This window comes from Shewanella sp. TC10, from assembly GCF_009663145.1.
Taxonomy (GTDB): domain Bacteria; phylum Pseudomonadota; class Gammaproteobacteria; order Enterobacterales; family Shewanellaceae; genus Shewanella.
Genome location: NZ_VKHR01000010.1, coordinates 81360 through 105601 on the forward strand (window position 1 = coordinate 81360; position 24242 = coordinate 105601).

The window sequence follows — 24242 nt, forward strand, 5'->3', positions numbered from 1 at the left end:
ATCATATAAAATCTAGTTCACTATGTTGATGTAGCCCCGAGCCATAATAGCTAATCACTCAAATTAGCCGGCAAATACTACCTTGTATTAAAAGGGGAGTAAACGAATCAAATGTTCAATATACAATCTCATTAATTGAACAAAAAAAGGTGTTTACAATACAACCAATAACAACAATAAGGGCAACATCCTCAACCCTTTGTCAAAATTGTTAACTTATATATTAAACATTAATCGCTATGGGTATCATTAAAGATTGCCATCATCAAACGGATCAAATGTTGACGACTAATAGACACTGGCGACTCTTGCACAGTTTGCTGTTCATCGAGCTCGTTAAAAAGTTGCTCTTTATTAAGATATTCTTTAGCAACCTTTAAGTTTGAGTCACTGTAAAAATCTTTGATTAGAGTAACTTGCTCTGAGGTGATTAAACCTTTAACACTTGCCGCCTTAGGAATTGCTGTTGGTATTAACTGTTCGCACTTATTTAATAACTTGTGTCTTTGATATGGGGACAACCCCTTAGCTTGCATGTTAACTAATCTGGCAACCTCTAACATTGCGGGGCCCCATTTCTTATTTTCATGTACAGCAGCGAGCTGCAATGACTTAAGATCATTAACGCCAATCAAAGACAGGAAATCTGTGCAGACATCACCGTTAAGGCTAGCTTTATCATAAACCCTAACAACAATTGATTTCTGATTAAAATAGCTCGACCACAAGGTCAATAACTTATGATAATTGTATCGGAAAGTCTGTTGTTCATGAGAGGTAAATGCTTGTGCAAATGTAAGCTCACTACCCGATTTTATTGAGGTTGAATAAGATGATTCAATATAACCTTGCTGAGGTCTGAGGTAGATAATAATTTCAGGTTCGATATTCAGTTTATCAAAAAAATCTTTCATGAATGTCAGCGCTTTATCCCGTAACCGAGAGCTAAAATGTTCCGCGCTTAATACAATCGTTTTATCTGGATTTGCAATAATACACCTTGCAAGGGCATCCCAATAAAAGTTTTGTTCGTGTTTAACCTTTGGCAAAAACTCCATGTAGCGGCCATTATTATCTAACGGATGCAGGGCATTGACTAGGTCAAAGTGGGCATCATCTCGAGGGCCAATATGAGGGTAGATAATACCTTGTTGAGCTAAATTGGCACGGTTTTGCTGTAAACACTTTTGAATACTGGTAGTACCCGTTTTTTCAGTACCAATATGAATAATAACCTTGGTCATTAAGTTATTTCCTTCACACTTTGGCTTTCAAGGAAATACTTTTCATCAAAGCTGTAATTTTGTAATTTCATTTCTTTGCTACAAACATCTTTGAATTGTAAAACCTGTGCATCTGTCCAACCAAAATCAGCAAGTGATTTAGACCTAGAGGCCGATTTGGAGGTCTGCTCAGGTTTATCATCAGATGCTAATTGTTTGAATAATATATTGTGCTGACGTGGTTTTAAGTCAACCAAAGCAGTAACTTCGTTAGCAACACTCTCAGGCATACAAGCCATATTAAACTGATCAACCTCAATAAACCATTGGGTATGCTTGAGTGACTGAGTGATCTTTTGTTTGGTTTTACGCCAGACAACGAAAGATTGCCTCCACTGCTTAGCGTGTTGTTCAAACTTCACTTTAGGAAACTTAATCAACCGAGATTGAATATTTTCCATGCCTCTTCTTTTACAAAAAATTACTTTTGCATTAGGCCAAGCTATTATTGCTAATGGCAGTCCAGCTAGCATTGGAATTCCCGGTGTTTTATCTAAATGCACTAGGTCACCATAATATAAACGATAAAGTTTTCTCAGCACATTGAGCTGCTCTGCTAACATCAATGTTTTAGGAATGGCGTTGACTAAATTGCCCTTTATGTTGGCTGTGCGAGATTGCTGAAAAAAGCTATCAGCGGTTTCCAACAACAAATTAAAGCCCTGTATCGCATGTGATTCACCATGTGCATTAGCTTTTAACGCTTTGCGACATGCTTTCCCCAAAGCTGATGTACCTGAGCGTGGTGAACCCACAACAAATACGACTTTTTCAGGTAGTTCAACGGACTGTATAAAACCTGTAGCTATGGTTTCCTCAACATTATCGCCATCCACAGTTTCAATTTCTGCTTTGACGACAAAATGTAAATCTTCAACCAAATCTCTCTGCGATAATTCAATATCAAACCGATATGGATTCATCTCAGCACTGAGTGACAATTGCTGAGTGAGGTTTTTTGCTTCCGTTAGCTTTATGTTGGAATCTAATACTGAATTATCTAATAAATGATAAACATTTATCGACTTAATGAGTCCGGTAGAAATCATCCGCCCAGCAATGCTGAGCACGGGTTCAGTTAAGGTGCCAACAGAAGCAGTATTCAACACGACATTATTATTTGTGTCGACGTCAATAAAAAAACTATACATATTAATGATTAACCAACTGATTAGTTAGTTTATAACTCTCTGATAGTGAAAGGGGTTTAGCGATATTTTTTACTAATTTTGCTTCAATACTTTTATCTAATAAAATGGTTTCAAGCGTTTCAGCAAGTGATACAGCGCTTCGAGATCTAAAATGCAATCCTGTTACATTATGCTCGACCTTTTCTTTCATTCCACCTATGTCGCTTACAATAAGAGGTTTACCATGGCTTAACGCTTCTTGAATAACCATTGGGGAATTTTCCCACCAAATTGACGGTACGACTACCCAATTTACATCTTGTAAAATCCCACCTAGCTCATGAGGTTCGTAAACACCGTGCATACGCACAACATCAGATAATGAGCGTAATTGTTTATAAATTTTCTTTTTAAACTTATCTGACTGAGTCGTAAAATTCGCACCATGAATTTCAATTAGACATTGTTGACGTAACTCTAGAGGTAGAAGTAACATCGCCTCCAGTAATACATCGATGCCTTTAAACGGGTTAATCTGACCAATATAAGCGATGCGAACTTTGGCATCATTTTTTACATTAACAGGTGGTATATCTACGCTTTTTTGTCCATTTTCAATCACATGAATTTGTTCTGCTGCGATACCCCAATCGATATAACGCTGACGTAAGAAAGCCGATGGTGCAATAAAACTATCCACCCACTGAAAACAATTTTTAATGTATTGCTTACGTAAGAAAAAATCACCTGGCGACTTTTGCGGAAAACAGCTATTACATTCCCGGGGACCTGATTCAAAGCAAAGTTTTTTATCCTCGCCTGATTTAATCATTAAGCCTGCATTATGACAAATCGCATAATACTCGTGTAACGTAAGCACTAACTTAGTATTAGGTAAGACTTTTTTTATGATTTTAAGTAACTCAATGCCCAATAAAAAATAATGATGACAATAAATAACCTCTGGCTTTAACTGGGTTAATAAGTCAGCAAAATCCCCCCACAAGTGACGAGTTTTAATATTTGAAAACAGAAAAAAATCATCATGAGTGGTATGAAATAGCATTTCCCGCTCATTTTTGATGGTAGAAAAAGCAGCACCACCATGAGGTTCAACAGCAGTTCTTGCTAAAAAGTAAGCATCATCACCTTGACTTAAGCACTCTTTATAAAATTGATAAGCAGCTTGCTCACCGCCACCTTTATTAAACTCTGGATGGCCATGGGCAATAACAAGCACTTTTTTAGACATGATTTTGTTTAACCTCTTCGATTGCATGACCCCATTTATTTTTTTGATATAAGCCATTTAGCAATGTTAATTTGTATTTCCAGTCGCCACTATCTACCAGGTTCTGTGATAAACGCTCAAGGTGGAATAAGCTCTCTTCAGTATCTAGATAAATTTTCTTCTTTTGCTGATAAACCTTTAAACACAGATCTGAATCTTCAAAATCACCAAGAATATAACGGGTATCAAAACCACCAATAGACTGATAGAAATCTTTTTTCAGCAGCATGCATGCCCCGGTCACTAATTCTACTTGAACAGTTTTATCTGTTTTTACCAATTGTGAAGGCATTCCTTTATGGGGGTGGAAATTCATCCATATGCCAGGGTAATAAGCGTCTTGGCTAAACTCCATGCCTATATGTTGTAAAGTATTATCTTCGTAAAGTAATGTAGCGCCTAAAATACCAATATCGTCTATCTTATTGAATTTACTCACGAGTCGACTTAACCAGCCTGACTCACTTGGTAATACATCTGAATTTAACGCAATTACGTATTCACCAGCAGCATGGTTAACCCCAAGGTTATTTGCACCAGCAAAACCTAAGTTCTTACCTGCAAATACGGTTTTAAAAGGCATTGAGTAGGTATTAAAAACCCCATGGCAAGTAATTAGAAATTCACGAGCTATTTTAGGGTCATCCAATACATAAATGATTTCATGGTTAGCCATGTCACTATCACTTATGAACATGGCTATTTGATGCTGGATAAAATCATAACGGCCATAAATAGGAATAATGAGCGATACCACAGGCGATTGAATCGCATCACCAAACTGTTGAACTTGGGGAATAGCGCCTTCCATCAATCGCTCAGATTGCCAGATATCAGCAAGATGCTTTAATACTGCAAGTTGACCTTGGATGAAGAAGTCTGCTTGATGAACATCAATAAGTGCCAAATAAGCTTTTAATATTTCAAGCTTTGTCTGCGCCATCACATGATTTGAAATAGTCGATGATATCGAGTTACCACCGTCTATATTCAATGAAACAGATTTAGCATCAAATTCGTCAGGTAAGCGACAAGCGCAAACAAATCCAGCCTCGTACTCTAATGATAAATTGAGTTTTTCGTTTAGATCATGACGAATGAATCGATAACATTCAGTAATTTTAATCTCGTTTCCGGCAGCATCAGCAACCACAACATCACTTAAAGGTTTATCAGTTAATGCCCAGCCCTTAAAATAAAAAAGGTTATTGTCTAAAATAAAGCAATCATCAAAAAAGTGCTCAATATTAGCTTGCCGAACTTCATGATTGTTGTTCTGTTCTGGGTCAGCTAAAACTTCTGATACTGCATCTTTACTTGCAGGTTGAGACAATATTATCGCCTGCAAATCTTCAACGAATAATGTTTTAGCATCACCTAAAGCATTGAAAATCACCTCAGGATTATTGATTATTTGAGGCTGTAATGTCGAAGTATCAAATTCAACGCTATCAATTTCTAAGGTTAATGCATCCAGCTCAACCTCGCCGCATGCGACACAGGCAACAAAGCCTTTTACAATTGCTTCTTGAGGTAACCCAAGGGCATCTTTTACGTCAGCTCGTTCATAACCCTGCCACTTAGATAATAATTCCGTTTTATCATGTAACAAAACCCTAATGTGTGGTTTTTCTGTGTGGCAAACCAGCCAACCAGACATAGTCCAAACACCATCGTTATAAGAAACAAAGTCTATATGCACATTGACATCAAATTTAGGTGGTACCATTATTTCTGACACTGAATACCCTTCTAATAAAACTAGTATTAATAAAACTCAAGATAGCAAGTAAGCTACTTTAGCAAATTAGCAACCCTAAATCAGAGTAGATGCAAAACTTCAAAACAAATCTAGGTCAACAGCCTATTAATTAGCCAAAGTGCTTTCTAAGCCAAGTCTTTACATGTGGAATCTTCATTCGAGAGATTTGCTTCTCTTGATTAACGACTTCTCCAACGAATGGCAGCACTACACCATGGTGCCCATTTAATCGATTGCAAATGACTTGATTACATTTTATTCTGCGAGGACTTCGTGGACCGCAAATGTTAATAACCTCGCCGTTTTCAGGCATAAACACACAATTATGCAAGCCCGAACCTTCAAGACCAGCCATTATTTTTGTCTGGGAAAATATCTCAAGCTGCTCCGTAAAACTGAGCTCTTGAGGGTGAATAATAATAAAGCCATGTTCAATAAAAGCTTTTTCAATTTGAGCTTCATTCAATACTTTTCTTTTGCGTTTCTGGAAGGCAGAACGAGATAAATAAATACGTTGATGAGGCTCTTTTTGGCTAGAGACATGGGATGTTAAAATACTTTGATAAGTATCGATATAACTAGGGTGAGCTTTATTAACAATATAGAATTGTGAATTTGGTACAAATAAATACTCAAAATAAGTATCCTCAGTCACAATATGTATTTTATCTAAATCAATACCAAACGCACTAAAACAGGCATTAGCAAGCGATGAGGTACCACTTGTTTTTCTGGGAATAACAAATTCATTAAAAATAAAGCCATCATAGTCAGCTTCTTTTGTAGCCCATAATCGAGACAGCGTTTCCAACAAAAAATGACCATAATGCTCTGTATAAAAGCCCAAATATAAATATCGTCCTTTCTTAACATTGTTTAATGCAAGTTCATTAGGCATTATTGATTGGGGCGATAATTGTGGAAATGGTTTGGGTCCAGTATGTGCAGGATCCTGCCTTAAACCGTTCTCAACTAGCTCACCATCTTGGCTATACACTCCACCAGTAAAGGTTTTATCAGTGCGATTTACGTTTGTAGGTACCACCCTGCCATTTTTCACCGTTTGAACATTTAAGCTATAGCTATTAATAAAACTCACAATACACCCTTTAAAACCTATCAACACTGTAGATTCATCATATCAACAAACAAATACTTGCTAAATCATATCTTTATACTTTATAAAAACAGCATCTTTAGCTTTTATTGTTATTTTACCCTTATTATTGTATTTCCTATTATTAATTAACAAAATATTTCTTTCAGTCAAATCAGTAATATCTAACAATATTGGCTTTCTAAAAGGATTCGCAATCACAAGTCCGTTTTCAAACTTTCTATACACCACTTCAGCTCCTGAAGTAATGCTTAAATCTGAGATGTGTATTTCTTCAGCATCAGACTCAAACTGTAAATGGTTTAAGCCAGCTTTTAGTTGTTTGAAATAAAATCGGCTTTCAAACAAATGATTACCACTCCAAGTCATATTTTCTTGGCTTTGCTCTAAATTAGGCATAATAGAGATATAGCTAACCTGCTCATTTTTAGAATTCAAATTTGTAGATTTGGATTTTGAATTCATAACCAATACAACATCATCAACACTGACTAGCGAGAAGGTACAAGAAAACTGTTGAGCTCCAGTTCCTATACGCTTAAAAATGTTAACTTTTTCACTAGGTACATAAATTGAGTTTTTCTGTTCATCAATAGCGACTTTACATTCCATAGGTTGACTATCGCTGATTTTATAATGCATTGGAGGGGATATTGCTTTACCAAGCCAATTATTATACTTTTTTTTCCGTCCCGTTAATTCAGGCCAATTATCAATTTTTTTACCTTTGGGTCTGTAAGCTGGGGCTATCGTTGCGTCCATAATCAATGCTGCTGCGACTCTCAATTTTCGAGTATTCTCAGTTGGCGCAACAGATTGACCTTTTTTTGAAGGTAACTCCCCTAGTTTGATATAACTGAAACAAGGTGAGTAACAGTTATCATTCCAAAATAAATGCCTATTCATCCCTGAAGACCATTGTTCGATTTCAGGATCCCAATGGCTTGGCCAGGTTTCACTTTCAATTCCGTTAAGTAGCCCAAACTCTCGTTGCTGATTTAATTCATTACCGTCTGCTAGTAGAAGCTTATTATCACCCAGCTTCTGCCTCAATTGGGTTAAAAAATGGCGAACCCCGATGCTATATTGATTAGCAGCCTGATTATCTAACGAGCTAAATTTCCCATCAAAATTATAATCAATTTTATTTTTTCGTGTGTGATGACCTAATCCACGATAGCTAGCGAGTACATCAAATTCAATTCCATCAAATGAAGATAACGAGCCTTTATTACTCATATAGCTAAGTAAATTATCTGCTAAAGCTTGAGCCATTGACTGACCATAATCGGCTTTACTTCCTAATTGAGTAAAATTATAACGCCATAAGGATTGCTCGCTCCCTTTAGCAAAAGGGGCTTGTGCAACATGTGGCGCTAAATAGGCGTTACCTTTGTCAAATGAAAGAGGCTTAGTATTAAATTGCCCGCGTGCGACAGTAATTGAACTTTGTTTTTTATTGATAGAGACTAATTTAACTTGCTCAACTCTATCCCAGTTAAGCTTTCCATTAGCACCTCGAGTCACAATAGCAATATCATCATTGCCTTTATTGCCTCGTCCCCATCCCTGCTTAAATACATCTGTATTGTTTACTTTTATGACCGTCGCATCTGCAGATGGAGTAATTTTACCTTTTGCATCAGTACCAACAAAATACGTCCAATCTTGGTGTTTAAAAGCATCTAAATCAAAACGAGGGTCTCTGGCATTACCATTGAAATGTAATAACATCAATTTTTGCGGGAATTCACTTTTATACTTAAGAAACTTCTTTTGAGCCTCACCACTCCTTCCTGGAATTTCTTCATCTAAGGCTTTAACAACCATACCATCAAGTTTTGACCAACGATTTTTCCACTTTTCGTAAGGAATAGTTTCATTGGCAGCGCTGTTTTCTGCGTTTCTAAAATATATTGCTTTGGGGTATTCCTCGCCCATGATCGTTAGCGATGATAAGTCACTACTTATCACTGCAGAAGGTGCCACACTAAGCAATATAAGTAAGCAGCAGCTTACTCTTTCGATACACGTCATCATTCTCACGTCCTTATGATAGTTAAGTGTTTTAATATACCAAGATTACTGTGGACTTGCTTATTCTTCAGCAAAAAAAGAGCTATCTGCATGTTGAAAAACAACTACACAGATAACTCTTGTTAAATATAATTTCGATTTAGCTTTTAAAGACTAAAAACTAATTAACCGCCTGTGAACTTATCAACTCAAGGCTACTACCATCTAATACTGTTATTGTTCGTAATTCAGTAGATTGGTTTATCCCTTCAATAACAATATCCATCACGCCATCTTGATTGATATCTTCACTAGTCAAAGAAAGGCTCTCCCAACGGCCAGTTAAGCTATAACGACCAAACTCAGAGAGTGTTTGTCCATCTTTTACAATCAACTGCACTGTGCGATTACTTTTGGTATAGCCCAATAAACCGTATTCATTAAAGCCATCATTGTTTAAATCACCAAGTTCTTTAACTTGAATATCTTCCCAACTAGCTGGCCAGCTGATATTCGCTATACGAGTATTAGGTAGCGCGCCGTCATTGATACGCAAGAACACTTTGCCCGTATTAGGGTTTGTTCCTACTATCGCCACTTCACGTATGCCATCACCCGTTCTATCTGCCACTAAAATCGGCGTCACATCAATTAAGTCAGCAGGCCAACTAAAGGTGCGAATTACGCCGCGTTTATCATGACCTTTTTTAACAACCCACTGATAACGGCCATCATCTTTACGCTGACCAAACTGACCCCAGTCAGTCGTGCCATCGCCATCGATGTCATCCATTTCAATTAATTGGATATCAACCCATAACTTATTCCAGTTATAGACCTCAACTTTTGAACTGGCATCTGCGCCGTCATAAATAAACAACTGGCCTTTATCCAAGCGAGTATGACGACCGTATAATGCCACTTCAGGCACACTATCAAAGGTAACATCTGTCATAGTCACAAAGCTTAAACGGTCCCATAAGTTAGGCCATTTGAAGGTTTGATAAGCTGCTTTAGTCGCGCCATCTTTTACCACCAGCTGACGCGTACCATTACCTAAATGTACCCCGCTAATCGCATACTCCTGAATGCCGTCTTGAGTTAAATCAGCTAAAGCCTCAAAACTCACGTCACCTAAGGTCGCAGGCCAATTCCAGTTGCCATATTTAGCTCCTGTAGCACCATCATAAACCGCTAATTGATAACGGTTAGCACTGACGTCAAAACCAAAGATACCGATTTCACCAACACCATCAGCGTTACGATCGGTAAGTAAGTTAACGCTTGCCGATTCATAACTGTGGTTAAGGCTGAAACTTGCAAGTTCAGACGCATCAACACCACTTAATAGTGTGACATCTACAGCCGTATCACCAATCTGATATTTAAGCCAGTCGGAAACTCCGTTACCGCTAATATCTGCAACCTTAACTAATGTATCCTTTTCACCAACGCTGATGTTTGGGTCTAGAGGATTACTGCCATTGTTGTATTCTGTGCCATCATCAACACCATCACCATCGGTATCTGGGTTATTTGGATCAGTACCTAACAATATTTCTTCAATGTTGGTTAACCCATCACCATCATTGTCAGCCTGTGCATCTGTTGGATCAAACGGGTCTAACCCATAATAAAGTTCCAAGTCGTCTGGAATACCATCATTATCGACATCACTTGGAGTAGCTGTTAATGCAATGCCAGAAACCGACACTTCAAGTTCATTAATAAGTACACCGCTTAATGTCAATTCTGTAATATTATCCGATTTAACATCAAAGTAGACCGTTAATACTGAGCCAGACTGCCCAAGAACAACACCCGAAGCCATCGCTATTTTTAGCTCACCTGGTGTTTGATCATTTTGTATCATATTCCACTGACTAGTTAGCGAGCTTTGCTCAACACTGAGTAAACTCACATCGCTGGTGCTAAATGATAAAGTGAGATCGATTGCGCTAGTGTTCGGTTGATTCACATATAAATCAACCACGATAGCATCATCAACCACTCGGCGGTTAAACCAGCGAACACTTCCATCAACAGCATTAATCTGGCTTGCTGACATGGCATTGCCACTTGGGTCTCCAACCAAGTAAGCCGTAAAGTCTTGCCCAGTTAAATCACTGTTAACATTAGCAAGGCTTCGCTCTTGAGGGGTAAATTGCCAAATAGCAGCACTACCCGTTAGCGGTAATGGAGTTAAGCCAGCCGCATACTCTAATACAGTGTTAACCTCCATGGCCGTGACTTTTCCATCCCCATTAAGATCTGCGGCATCTAATGCCCTACCATCTAGCAGTGATGAGCCTGTAATGTGTTTGAGCATTAATGCGGCATCAAAAGAAGTAATTTTCTGACTTGTAGGCTCAGCTACATGGGTCGCTCGCAACGTGTGCGATCCTGTGTTAACGCCAAACAAGCTATAGCTTCCATTGGTATTACTCAAGGATTGAGACACGCCATTATCAAGTAGCACTTCAACGTCTGGCATGGGTTCATTTGCAGCCCAATGGTTGATGCTCCCACTTACCGCATAGCCTTTGGCAATGTTCACATTACCGGAGTAAGCCGTTGCACTTATCGCATTGTCATTTAGCGACACATCAGACAGCGAGATTTCAGTCGTGCTTTCAACATCTGCTATTACGGAAAACTCTAACCACAACAATGATCCACTACCACTGGCGGTACTACCGCTGCTTGCTGCTGCAATATTGACACTGCCGTTAACGGGCTGATATTGCTCCATTGTCCAACTGCCCACTAGAGCGCCTTTACGCACTTGCTCCAACCTAAGTTTAGTAGCGTCATAGTTAATAATTAAGCTCATGGCTTTTAAACCGTTGACATTATTAACGCTAATTGGCACATCTAAGGTTTGACCTGTGCCAGCTTGAATATCTTCAATACCCACGCTCACATCTGATGAGGTATAAGTGAACGCCCCTGCAAGTCTTGATGATTTACCATCATTATTGGTTACTGTGACATCTACTTGCGCCGGATAATGGCTAGCCGTTGTGCACTGCAATTCACTGTCGCTAATGCGGTTAGGTGACATACACACAGTATTACCTACCGCAATTGATACCCCCTCTTTAAAGTTTCGCCCTGATAGCGTCAGTAAAGTACCGCCATCAGCAGCGCCAGTGTTAGGCTGCAATGCTGTGACGACTGGCGCATCGGTCACAAAAATTTTGTGAGGTGTCGCTGTGCGGCCACTAAAGGATGATGAGGTGCCATCAGTTGCTTCAATAAAATACTCCACCCCTGGTGCTTGCATTGCACTGCCAGGAATAGTGGCACGATATTGACTCCCTTGCTGATTAGACATAGGCACAGTGACATAAGCGCTATTGCCCATGGTGCGGTAGTTAAGGCTAACACTGCTTACAGCAATGTTGTCGGTAACGTCTGCCTGCACAAATACGTTGGCACCAAAACCTGCCTCATTAAGAGGAATATGGCTAATAACAGGCGCAATCGTATCTACAGGCGTTGCAGAGGCGATATTTGAACCATCTGATTCACCTGCGGCTGATACCACTTTAAATTGATAGAAATAAAGTTGTCCAGGTTCGACGTTTTCATCTTTATACTGATGAGTCTCACTTTCAATTAAAGACTGATGTATACGTTGATAAGAGCCATTTTGCTCGGTTGCACGATAAAGGTTGTAGCCATATAAGGTTTCAAAATCATCCTGAGACCAAGATAAATCAACAAACCCTTCACCGGCACTGGCTTGTAATGTTAATGCCTCTAAACCACTACTATTGACTGAAAAGCGATAACGCGCGTAATCATTACCTGTCACTAACCATGCATTATCCGCGGCTACCGCACCTTGAATACGTACATATTGATAGCCATCACTGGCAACGGGTGAAATGGCAGCTTGGCCTCGCCATGTTCGTGCATCAACCCAGTCACCTGTGACACCAAAATCAGTATATGGATAATCAGGGCCAAACCAAGCTTTAGGCTGTACGTTAGTGTCCATATCACGGTTAAAGCTCACTTGCCACTGCATGGTTTCTGCGCCGAATTTGTTGTCTTCACGGACATTGCCATCAACATCAAGTAATTGTACATCGGCCACAAACGGGTAGGCGCTTTCAGGTGCGACTGTTAATCGTGGCCCTACTTTGGCTTTATTAAGATTAAAGTCATCATTGTAATCAATAATGGCGGTATCGATTAAAAAGTCGCTGTCGGTGCCCCAAAAGTTACCACTAAAATCTTCATAAGCTGGGTCGCCCGATTTTTCGGCGGTATGAATTTGCAGCCATAAATCTGGGCGCGGATCCCAATAGCGGTTTAAAAAGGCATTATTTTTAAACTGAGTAGCCGATTGAAAACTATTTTCAATATAGCTGGCTAAGGCGGCTTTTAAGCTTGTTTCACCTGGGTCGGTATCAAACTCGATAATATAAACATCGGTTGTGTAATCAGGTCTTACCCGAGTGAGCGCATCTTCGCTGTTGTAGGTGTTAATATAGTGCTCATACCAATAGCTATAATCTACAGGATAATAACCTTCACAACCCCAATCATCGTTGCTGCAATACTCGTTAGCTTGCTCAATTTTCTCCAACTTCCAACTGGCCTCATCAGCAGCTTGGCATTGATAGTCACCTGCTGCGTGACACGTTGCATAATCACTGTAACCATTATTATCAAGTACTTGTTGTAGCTCTTGATTAAGCAAGTCAGCTTGTTTTTGCTGATATCGGCTTTCAATCCAGCTTCGAGTGAGTGGTTCATCTGGCGTAAAGGCACATAAAACCGGATCGCTAAATTCATCCCAACAATTAAAATTACTGTTAATGGTGTCCCAAAGCTTATCTTTAACATAAGTGAGTTGTGGCTTTTTACCTTGTATGGTAATTACTTGCGGGTTTTGAGTGCGGTTATTCCAATACAGCTGCCCCTCGGTAAAATCATAATTTGGCGTTTCGCCATTGCTCCAGGCATAGCTGTCATCTGCCTGCAGTATATAACCGACATTGGCTCTAGAGCTGATGTTACTTTCTGCGTCTCCCATCGCACCATATAACCAATCAGATAGTGCGGTAAACTCATCAGCATCTGATACTGTGGCTAGCGAAGCACCATCACCCAGTTCGCTAACAAAGGCTTGTGCATCTTCAAGCTGCCAGCCCTGAACATAAGCTTGATAGTAACTGCTGTTATTAAAGATTAACGGCTTAGATAAACTATGAGCTAACTTCGCATCAACCGCAGGGCTTTTTAATACACTGGGATAGATGGCTCCCTGAGCACTTTTCTTGGTATTACCTAAAAAAACATTGCCTTTACCAATTGCTGAATCGCTATAGAGTCCATTTATTGCATTAGAGTTTTCGATTAAGGTTTGTGTTATCCCCCCAGGAATATCGACTTGAAGCGTTTCACTGGCATTTACTTCGCCTTCCTCATCCCACGGATAAATAGCACCTAACGAATTTATTCTACTAGTTAATATATCAATGCCTGCTAAGTTACTTGTCTGCTCGCTTCGCCAGTATTGATTATCCTTTTCATAAAATAGTTGATAACTTTCAATACCTCTAGAGAATTGAACAAATTCAGCGGTTATTTTATTGCTGTTATTGTAACTTTGATAATTGTAATTATTAAAATTAACCAACTCTGCATATTTAAAACTCACTTGTTGAGCATCTGTAGTACGCACTACCACCATGCGGTCGGGGAACAAATCTGACGGTTTAAATACTGCGGGTTGATCGATAGAGCCTTCGACTATCAACGAACCTTCAACCTGCAAATAGCTATTGTTGAACTGAGCATAAACATCATCGGGCTGACTGCCCCAAAATTGCACCTGTACCCCAGGGCCCATTTTTAAGGTGATATCTTTTTCAATCAACACCGGCTTATCAATAATGTATAGCGCTTTGCGATCAAGGGTGATCACTCCATCCACTACACCATCGGTATCGAGTAACCCTCCGGCAGTGCCCGGCGCATCGCTGTCTAAAATAGACGGTAATTCAATGCCGCGATTGACCAATAACTGAAACTCGGATTCCGACTGATAAGTTGAGGTGTCTAATGGATCAAGTCCATTAGTGCCAGTAAACTTAACCTTAATATTGATAATATGGTTATTAGGGGTATCGTCGCTAATTTTGAAAGTAAATGGATCGCTAACACCGGTGACAACACCATCTACATCGTAAATTAAGCCATTATCATCATTACCAAAAGTCCCCACAGATTGATAATCAACAGTATCAGTTAACCATTGCACATAGGGATCAACACCAACAGCACCATCAACGGATGCCTCTAGAGTGACTTGCACATTATCGGCCTGGCCCCACTGATTACGTACAATCACGGCTAAATCAATCGTTTCGCCCGCATCGACCTTACCATTGTTATTGCCAGCACCTTGATTGCCACCATCCCATAAATAATGTTCCAGATAATTAAGTTTAGGCTTAGGGGTATTGGTAAGCGCTTCTAATGCATCAATACTGTGATAAGAAATAGTCGGTTTATTAACATCATAGGTTTTACCTTGTTTCATTGGCCCAGTTGCGCCCAATTGCCCCATAATAAAACGCGATGAATATGTAGCTTTATCGTCAAAGCGAGTACGCACTAACGCTGCAATACCTGCGACCACAGGCGCGGCCATTGAGGTGCCATCCCATTTGGCATAACTATCGTTAGGTAAGGTTGATAAAATATTGACACCAGGCGCCATGACTTCATACTCGACGCTGTCATCACTTATACAGTCAAAATTTGAGAAACCCGCGAGGTAATCGCCTTTACTGTTAGCCGTTGGTGACTCAGCCATAACACCGAGTACCCAAGGATAAGCTGCAGGATAAGATACTGAATAGGGTTTGCCACAAAGTTGATTGTTAGGCATGCCATTGTTACCGGCTGAAGCAATAAGTACTGAAGTACCAAATGCAACCGCCAGCGCATCTTCTTCAGCTTTAGAGTAGCTTGTACCACCAAATGACATATTGATAATGTCAGCACCATTTTCTGATGCATAGTAAATAGCTTCTGCTATATCGGCACTGGTTAACACACCACTATATTGAGCCGCCTTAATTGCCATAATTTGCACGTTAGGGGCAACACCAACAACGCCTTCATTGTTATTATTTTTTGCAGCAATAATGCCAGCGACATGCGTACCATGACCATGATCATCCATTGGGTCGCCATGATGATCCCAAGTTGAACCAACAACTGACACTCCGTGAATATCATCGATGAAGCCGTTATTGTCATCATCCATACCGCTATCAGCTATTTCACCACGGTTGACCCACATATTAAGCTTTAAATCAGGGTGGTTATAATCGACACCGGTATCAATCACGGCAACCACTACATCACGATTACCATTTGGATCAAAACCTTGATCTGACAACCATTGCCAGCCCTCAGGTGTATGGGTGCTTGATAAATGCCACTGCTCATTATATTGGGGATCATTGGGTAAGGGTAAAGCGGCTGTTAAGGTTCGAATTTGCAATTCTTCTACATACTCCACATCACCTCGAGTGGCTAACTGCATCAATATTTTTTCATGTTGCTTGGTATCATCAAGTTTAACCCTATACCAGCGACTTGCCTCTTTTTGGGCTTTAACAGTTTGTGACGCAACCGCACTTAAGCCACTATTTTTTTGTAAGCTGTACTGCGTGTCACTTGATTTATATAACGGGCTTAGATTTGCGCCTTGTATATATGGCACAGAAGAAGTTGAAAATGAGCTTAAATTGTTAGTATTGGCTTGTAAAAAAACAGGAGCAAATTTTACTAATAATTCACCAGATTCACATTCATTGCCTTTACAACGATTAATTTTTTCATCAATACTGGCTGTAGGCGAACCTGTAGCTGATAAGCCTTTATAAGGCCCACGAAAGTGAGTTTGCTTTAGTAACTGTGCTGCATTAGGTAAGCTTTGAGGGTTTTCGTTTACCCCCTCAACAAGCTGAGTTTGAATAGATTCGTCACTTATATTGCCTGCAATAATATTAGGCGCTGAGCTTATTGATGCGGCAGCATGGCAAGATATTGACATATATAATGCACTCATTGCTACGAGTACAGGCTTAATATTCTTATTATTCATTATTAATAGACCTTGAAGTTCAATTTCAAAATAGTCGTTCCTGACTTAGCGTTAATAATATTCACAATATTTAATGGTATAACAAAAGCGCTTTACTCATCACAAACATTAACCACCAAGACAACTAACACTGGCAACGTGACTATTACAATTAATACGGCGGATATCAACAAATAATATTGATCTAAAACAACAATTCAATCTTTACCAATTCAGCCAGATATAGGGTAGCTCATTAAATAAACTACCAAATACAGTATTGACACAAACAACTAAAAAATCAATCACTTAATACAGTAAAAGCTAATACAGTGAAGGCCAATACAGTAAAAGCTAAACCTGATTAACATTAATTCATATACCTATAAGGTTAGCTATAAAACAAACAATTAAAACCCTCGATAATACTCAACAAATCTTTTACTAACATAATGAATAATGATAATGAATAATGAATAATGAATAATGAATAATTAATAATGAATAATGAATAATGAATAATAAATAACATTTTAAAAGTTAAATACCCGTATTGATTATTTACAGACAATTTAGATTCACGAATAAAACCGCATATTGTGTGATAAATATTAAATAAAGTTTTGAGCTATAGAGAAGTAGAAATATTCCAACCTCAGAATTTATATTTCGCGCATTATCGATTCAAGATAACAAAAAGGCCACGAATGTGGCCTTTTTAGTTTAATAAGTCATGAAGGTAGTGGTTTACTCCATAACAGTACCTTCAAGGTAAGATAAATCTGAGCCATTCAGAACGGTTACAGCTTGTTGATAAGTTGACTGACTTACACCTATGACAATAACATCATCTAAACCATCCTGATTCACATCTTGTGATTCAAACGACAAACCTTCCCACTCAACACCTATCGTATATCGTCCATATTCAGTTAATGAACTACCATCCTTGATAATTAATTGTGCTGTTCGGTTTGATTTTGTGAATCCTAATAACCCGAACTCATTAAAACCATCGTTGTTTAAATCTCCAAGCTCTTTAACTTGAACATCTTCCCAGCTAGCAGGCCAACTAATATTAGCTATTCGAGTATTGGGTAAACGACCGTCATTGATCCGTAAAAACACTTTACCTGTATTTGGATTGGTACCAAATAAGGCAACTTCACGGATATCATCACCCGTTCTATCACCGACGAGTAATGGTTTTACATCAACTAAATCACTTGGCCAACTAAAGGTACGGATAACACCTCGTTTATCATGGCCTTTTTTAACTAACCATTGATATCGACCGTCATCTTTGCGTTGACCAAACTGTCCCCAGTCAATCGTACCATCATTATCTAAGTCGTCCATTTGAAGTAAGCTGATATTTTCCCAAAGCTTGTTCCAGTTATATACATCAACTTTTGAAGAAGCATTCGCACCATCGTAAATGAACAATTGCCCCTTATCTAAACGAGTATGACGACCATATAAAGCCACTTCAGGAACACCATCAAATGTTACATCTGTCATGCTCACAAAACGGGTATTATCCCAAAGATTAGGCCACTTAAAGGTTTGATACCCCGCTTTGGTTGAGCCATCTTTTACAACCAACTGACGAGTACCGTTTGCTATATGTACTCCACTGATTGCGTACTCTTGAATTCCATCTAAGGTAAAATCAACTAAAGCTTCAAACTTGACCTCTTTTAATGTTGCTGGCCAGTTCCAAGCGCCAAACTTATTTCCTGTCACGCTATTATGCACGACAAGTTGATAGCGGTTAGCTGAGGAGTCAAAACCAAATAAGCCAATTTCGCTGATACCATCAGCATTTCGGTCTTTCAATATAAACACTTCAACTTCATCAACTAAGTGAGGGATAGAGTAAGAAACTATTGTTGCAAAGGTAGCACCACTGATGACTTTGAAACTTTCCTCTGATGAATTAATTGTATAAACAACCAGCCAGTCATTCACTCCATCACTGTCTAAATCATCAAAAGCAATAAGCGTTTCAGCTTTACCAATAAAACTATTCTCATCTAAAGGGTCGCTACCATTTGCTATTTCAGTACCATCACTAACTCCATCGCCATCACTGTCTGCATTGTTAATGTCGGTACCTAAAGCGATTTCGTCAATGTTGGAAACTCCATCACCGTCAGCATCTGCTAATGCATCTGCAGAATCAAGAGGGTCCAGACCTAACGCTAATTCGATACCATCATCAATACCATCATCATCAGAGTCAGGATCATTAGGTAATAAGCCCGCTAACACTTCATCTAAATTAGATATGCCATCTCCGTCTTTATCTAATGCAGCATCGGCACCATTAGTAGGATTTAGCCCATAAAGCACTTCAAGGCCATCATTAATGCCATCATTATCACTATCGGCATTATTAACTCCTGTACCTTGAGCTAACTCTTCTTCATTAGTTAAACCATCATTATCAGCATCTAAATAAATATCTTGATCATCTAATGGGTCCATTTCGTTAGCGACCTCGACATAGTCGCTTACGCCATCATTATCAGAGTCACTGTCAGTAGGATCTGTACCTAACGCTAACTCTTCATCATTCGTTAAACCGTCATTATCTAAGTCAGGATCAAACCTGTCATCGATAAAATCGATGTCATTATCGTAAAAAGCAAAATAGGCATCACCTAATTGTGTGAAATTACCTCTCCAATCTTCACTGTTTAAAGTAATCTCATTTACTGCAATATAAGATTCAGGTGAAACAAACGACATTAATGCCACACTTTGGTTGACATAATTAGTTTCTAAATTTAGAGCCACACTATTCACTGAGGCTGTAATACTCGAGATACTAGGAAGACCAGAAATCAATTCAGCATCGACATTCAGAGATTGAGAAACATCTGTATTAACAGCATTATAAGCATCCGTTCCTGTTAAAGATAAGGACCTCATTCCTACATCAACTGATTCAAAGTCAGTAAAGGCCGACATATAACCCCAAACGGAGCCGTCTGCTGAGTTTCCAGCTGTCGAATCAAAATGTAAGCTTGTAGTGATATTTCTATTGGAACGTTCAACCACTGAAGAAACAATTACATTAGATTGCCCAGCAAGATCGTAGTTAGCACTTTCTAGAATATTAATTGGCATCTGATAAGTAATGGAAGAATCGCCTTGATCATCAACGACCACAAGGTTCACTATATGTTGACCAACTGATAAGGCCTCAGTATTTATAGTTTGTTCATAAAATACAAAAGGGGAGCTTTGTGATAAAGCTAAAACTGCTGCTTCAGTTCTATCAGTTGTATCAAAAAATACCTCTGATTGATTGATTTGACTTGCACTAACGTCAAAAAGGCACACTAAAGCATAAGCTGAAATCAGACGGCTAATGTGGTGTATGGGCACAAGTTTTCTATATATTGTAATATTCATCTTATGCCACCCTTAGCGTAACCGAGCTATTGCGACCGCCTTAACCTTCAAAGCTCCTGATGTACTTAAACTACTGTTTGCTTCAAACAGAGGATAAAAATACGGCTCTACGGTATTTTCAGTGCGCTGTTTTGCAAACTGAAGATATGAAAAAGGTCCGCCGTGAACACCTAGATCAATGATACTGCCGTCAACGTCACGGTACCCTGCATTATCAAGCCCAGCGTTAATCCCTGGCGAGCCTGTATCGAGTACGTAATCAACTTCATCAATAAATTTAGGATCTAGCTCAATCAGATTGTCATCTAAGCTGCAATCTCCAACATTGTTAAAGCATAAGTTATTTGAAAAGACACTATAGAGTTCACTTTTAGAACTATCGAGGTTAAACACATTAGGCTGAATGTTATCGCTAATAATATTATTGATAAATTTCACTTCGGCAGAGAAATGAAGAGCCTCAGCATAATTTGGCGTAGCATCAAATAGTGCCGTAGCCTTAGAGTCAAAAACATTATTACTCACATTCCAAAAGCCTTCAGTAGAAGCACCAATCTGCATCATCCTAAAAGCACCTGGTGTTCCTGTCGCAGAATAAGGGTTTAGCCCTTGTACGACGATATTATTTGAAAAATCACCATCACCTTCAAGTGTCATCATCGAGTAATTGGAATTAGAAACAGACACTCCAGACTCTGCAGAAAGAGTTTGCGAAAAGCTATTACTCATAACACGAGAATAAGAGCCAACTAAAGAATTTGAAGAAATTGTTAACATGCTAGAATTATGTATAAATGAATTGCCAATAATATGGGCCTCAGCACCATAGGCCAAAAGTCTTAATGATACATAATTCAATTCGTTACCAGCAAAAATAAAACTATTTTTCGCCCCCATCTGATAAAAATATGAATTAAGACCTGAGAAGCTGTTACCAACAATGATCAAATCATCAATAACAAACTTATTACCATCGGCATCCGTTGTTTCATAAACCTGAAAGTCTATCTGAGAAAACTGATTTTCTAACAGTGCGACTGAGCTAATTGCACCATCAATTTCAAGTCTCGGTCTATTGGTGACGGATGCTCCTTCATAATAAAAAATCCCTTGCATAATAAAGTCTGTATCTGCGCCTTGAATTTTAATCGCAGGTATGTTGCTGCCCCCAGCAAAGTATACCCTTGGAGTCGCTGCTGCATTAATTGCTCTAATCGTTAGACTTTTATCAACAATTAAATCATCATTTGATAATGTATAAATCCCATCTTCTAGAATTAACACATCGCCACTAACAGCAGATGAAACAGCAGTTCTTAAGGTATTAGAACCAGGAGAAACGGAAACCTCTGCAGCAAAAACATTTTGTGAAAGTATCAACAGTGCAAATGAAAAGAAGCTTAAAATCTTTATTCCATATTTACTCATTTTTATCTCCCTCTTATAGATTTTTCTAAAATCAAGCTTACTAACCAACAAATAGAAAACTTCAACAGCAAGTGCCACACCTTAAAAACATAACACACCACTAACAATTATACACAAAACCACAACAAAACGAGTATTAATGACTGGGGTCTCTATCATAGACAGAGTTGTGAACAACACAGATAAGGTATTCTTATTATTCCCATTACTATTATCAAGCAGTTATGCTGACGCAATACCCCAGTTCTAAGGGAAGTGCATAGGCTATAAAGGTATTGATATCCAATGGGACGGTATTGAAGAAGTTGCAATGTTTGGCATTCATGAGTCGGTCCCCAAGCTAATAACTAGGGACTCAATCAATGGTGATTTATTACAAGAAGTGAATTGGTTATCTAATTGGGTTAACCCAAGTTTTTAAGTATTGAAGATAAGTCAGGCTGTAAGTACGACAAAGACAACCCCAGTATTACCGTAAGTGATAAATCTGCTATAACTGTTTGGAGCGACCCTTACCGTGAAGAGTATTCCAAAGAACCAAGAGATACGAGTTTAAATGCTGGCGTATACGGCACGATATTTATCGAAGAGTAAGACTTAATATCAAAATTTAGCTGAGTAGATACTCAGGCACAGCATAGTTGATTATAACCACCTACCTAAAGTAGGTGGTTTAACTGCCTATAAGCTAATCAAGCAGCCAGTTATTCATCAGAGTAAATATAGTCTGATAATCCTCTGACATGATCATAGGTTTATTATTTCTATTTTGCTCTGTTACGATATTAAGGACATCGTCTGAAGCAAAGTAACTCAATATAAAGTCATCCTCTCCATTATGCTCTGACACACTAACGACAATCTGCCCTTCATCATTAATACTCCAAGGGACAAAGTAAGTATCAACATCAGTAACTAATGCTTGATTATTTTGCAAGAAGCCTATTGAAAATGAGTTAGGGTCAATATTTATGCTACCTTCCTCTGCATTATCTTCTATAAAATGAAAAGACTTATTGAGAATATCCTCTTCGGTCCACATTTTTGTAATATTGCCATTCAATAATTTTTTTGTATACAAGCCTAATTCATCATCGGAAACAGATATTCCAAATTGATTTGATACATACAAAAAGTTTTTGTCTTCAATTTCACCATTTTCATGATGGATTTTTAAAATACTATTTTCAACAGAGTAAGGAAATACCATATTCTGCTTAGTTAAAAACTCTCCATCAAACAATAAATGTCCTTCAGGTTCTTGTGAACGAACTTCATCATTAAAAGAAGTATAGAATCGAAAATCATTTGAGTTTTTGGCAAGTAAAAAAGATTCAAGAGTGACTCGTTCAGGCTCTAAAATTCGATCAAATAAAACATTATGAGTATAACCATCAATAACTGACACTCTAGAATTTTTAGAAATATATTGCTCTCCAGTTAGCGCAAAATCTAACACTCCATCGCCATTGGCATCATATATATCAAGGTGAACGTTATACCATTGATGATCCCATGTATATAACTGGAGCTGCTTGCCTGTGACAACACTTTTTATACTTAATTTAATCTCTTCAGAAATAGTATCTATCCCTAAAAGCGCTATTTCATCGACGCCATCATTATCTATATCATGTATATTAATGACTTGTGATCCTAAGCCCCAAGTGGTTGGCCAAGTAATATTTTTTACTCTTCTATTTGGTAGTCTTCCATCATTAATTAATGCCTTATATCTGGCACTGCCAATATCATAACCTACGATCGCAATATCATTGATGCCGTCATTGGTCATGTCGTTAACAATAAAAGGCTTAGCTTTAAGAATGGTTGAGTTCCAAGTCAGTGTTCTTATTGTACCAACTTTAGTTGAGCCCTTCTTAATCACCAACTGATAGCGACCGTCATCAATACGTTGACCAAACTGTCCCCAGTCTTTGGTTCCATCGCCATCAATATCTTGTAATTGAAGTAACTCAATATTTTCCCAGTTTTTAACCCAATTGTATGTTGTTAATTTACCTGAAGGATTATTGCCATCATATATAAATAACTGACCATTATTACGTCGCTTGTGAAGCCCAAATAATGCAACTTCAGGAATCGTATCTCCAGTAAAATCTGTCATTGTTATAACACTTGGGTTAGTCCAATTATCAGACCATTTAAAAGTATTAACCTTGTTCTTATACTTTCCGTCTTTGACTTGTAATTGAGTTGTTCCATTTGCTTTATGGGACCCAACAATGGCGAATTCGCCGATACCATCAAGAGTTAGATCTTCTATTTCAATAAATTCAGGAGAGTATAAGCTGGGATTCCAAGTCCAAGTATTTACTATATTGCCAATCGCACTATTTAATAAAACAAATTGGTACTTTTCATTGTCAACATTAAAACCAAAGAGACCAACATCTCTAACACCATCTCCAGTTCTGTCCTTAACCCAATGGTATGTTCTTTCTGTAAAGTTTTCAGGAAAGTAATATTGTGTAATGAAGGTGCCATCAACTCCTGAAAAAATGTCAAACTTTAAAGAGTCATACTCACTACCGTATACAACCCAATCTGTTATTCCATCATTGTTAACATCTGCTAATAACTCTACTCCTTCAAATTCAGATGTTGCACTTACCATAAATGACAAGCTACTTAGCACAATAAAATAGATCG

General features: G+C 38.5%; 10 protein-coding genes. All 10 read right to left on the reverse strand.

From position 1 onward, the window contains the following. Positions 1 to 230 precede the first annotated feature (230 nt). The gene (locus FNZ24_RS05480) at positions 231 to 1244 is read right to left on the reverse strand and encodes a hypothetical protein (protein ID WP_153913454.1); all 1014 of its coding nucleotides are present in this window, start codon (positions 1242 to 1244) and stop codon (positions 231 to 233) included. Further along, positions 1244 to 2434, reverse strand: a complete 1191-nt coding sequence (locus FNZ24_RS05485) for a sulfotransferase (protein WP_153913455.1) — start codon at positions 2432 to 2434, stop codon at positions 1244 to 1246. The genes FNZ24_RS05480 and FNZ24_RS05485 overlap by 1 nt, the downstream gene beginning before the upstream one ends. Before the next feature lies 1 nt (position 2435). Further along, complete coding sequence (locus FNZ24_RS05490) at positions 2436 to 3665, reverse strand: glycosyltransferase (RefSeq protein WP_153913456.1); 1230 nt, start codon at positions 3663 to 3665, stop codon at positions 2436 to 2438. Beyond that, positions 3658 to 5445, reverse strand: a complete 1788-nt coding sequence (locus FNZ24_RS05495) for a glycosyltransferase family 2 protein (protein WP_153913457.1) — start codon at positions 5443 to 5445, stop codon at positions 3658 to 3660. Before FNZ24_RS05495 ends, FNZ24_RS05490 begins: the two co-directional genes overlap by 8 nt. Positions 5446 to 5575: 130 nt before the next feature. Next, positions 5576 to 6565 (reverse strand): glycosyltransferase family 61 protein, encoded by a 990-nt coding sequence (locus tag FNZ24_RS05500; RefSeq protein WP_153913458.1) that lies wholly within the window; start codon positions 6563 to 6565, stop codon positions 5576 to 5578. Positions 6566 to 6625: 60 nt separating this feature from the next. After that, positions 6626 to 8572: a hypothetical protein gene (locus FNZ24_RS05505; RefSeq protein WP_194945002.1), complete on the reverse strand. Its 1947-nt coding sequence runs from the start codon at positions 8570 to 8572 to the stop codon at positions 6626 to 6628. A 208-nt stretch (positions 8573 to 8780) separates the two neighbouring features. Next, positions 8781 to 16739: a S8 family serine peptidase gene (locus FNZ24_RS05510; protein WP_153913460.1), complete on the reverse strand. Its 7959-nt coding sequence runs from the start codon at positions 16737 to 16739 to the stop codon at positions 8781 to 8783. A 726-nt stretch (positions 16740 to 17465) separates the two neighbouring features. Beyond that, positions 17466 to 20141 carry a hypothetical protein gene (locus FNZ24_RS05515; protein ID WP_153913461.1) on the reverse strand — a complete coding sequence of 892 codons (2676 nt, stop codon included), beginning with the start codon at positions 20139 to 20141 and terminating at the stop codon, positions 17466 to 17468. Positions 20142 to 20153: 12 nt separating this feature from the next. Then, complete coding sequence (locus tag FNZ24_RS05520; protein WP_153913462.1) at positions 20154 to 21569, reverse strand: hypothetical protein; 1416 nt, start codon at positions 21567 to 21569, stop codon at positions 20154 to 20156. A gap of 688 nt (positions 21570 to 22257) precedes the next feature. Next, positions 22258 to 24242, reverse strand: a 1985-nt coding sequence (locus tag FNZ24_RS05525; RefSeq protein ID WP_228768393.1) for a hypothetical protein, incomplete at its 5' end; no start/stop codon positions are given.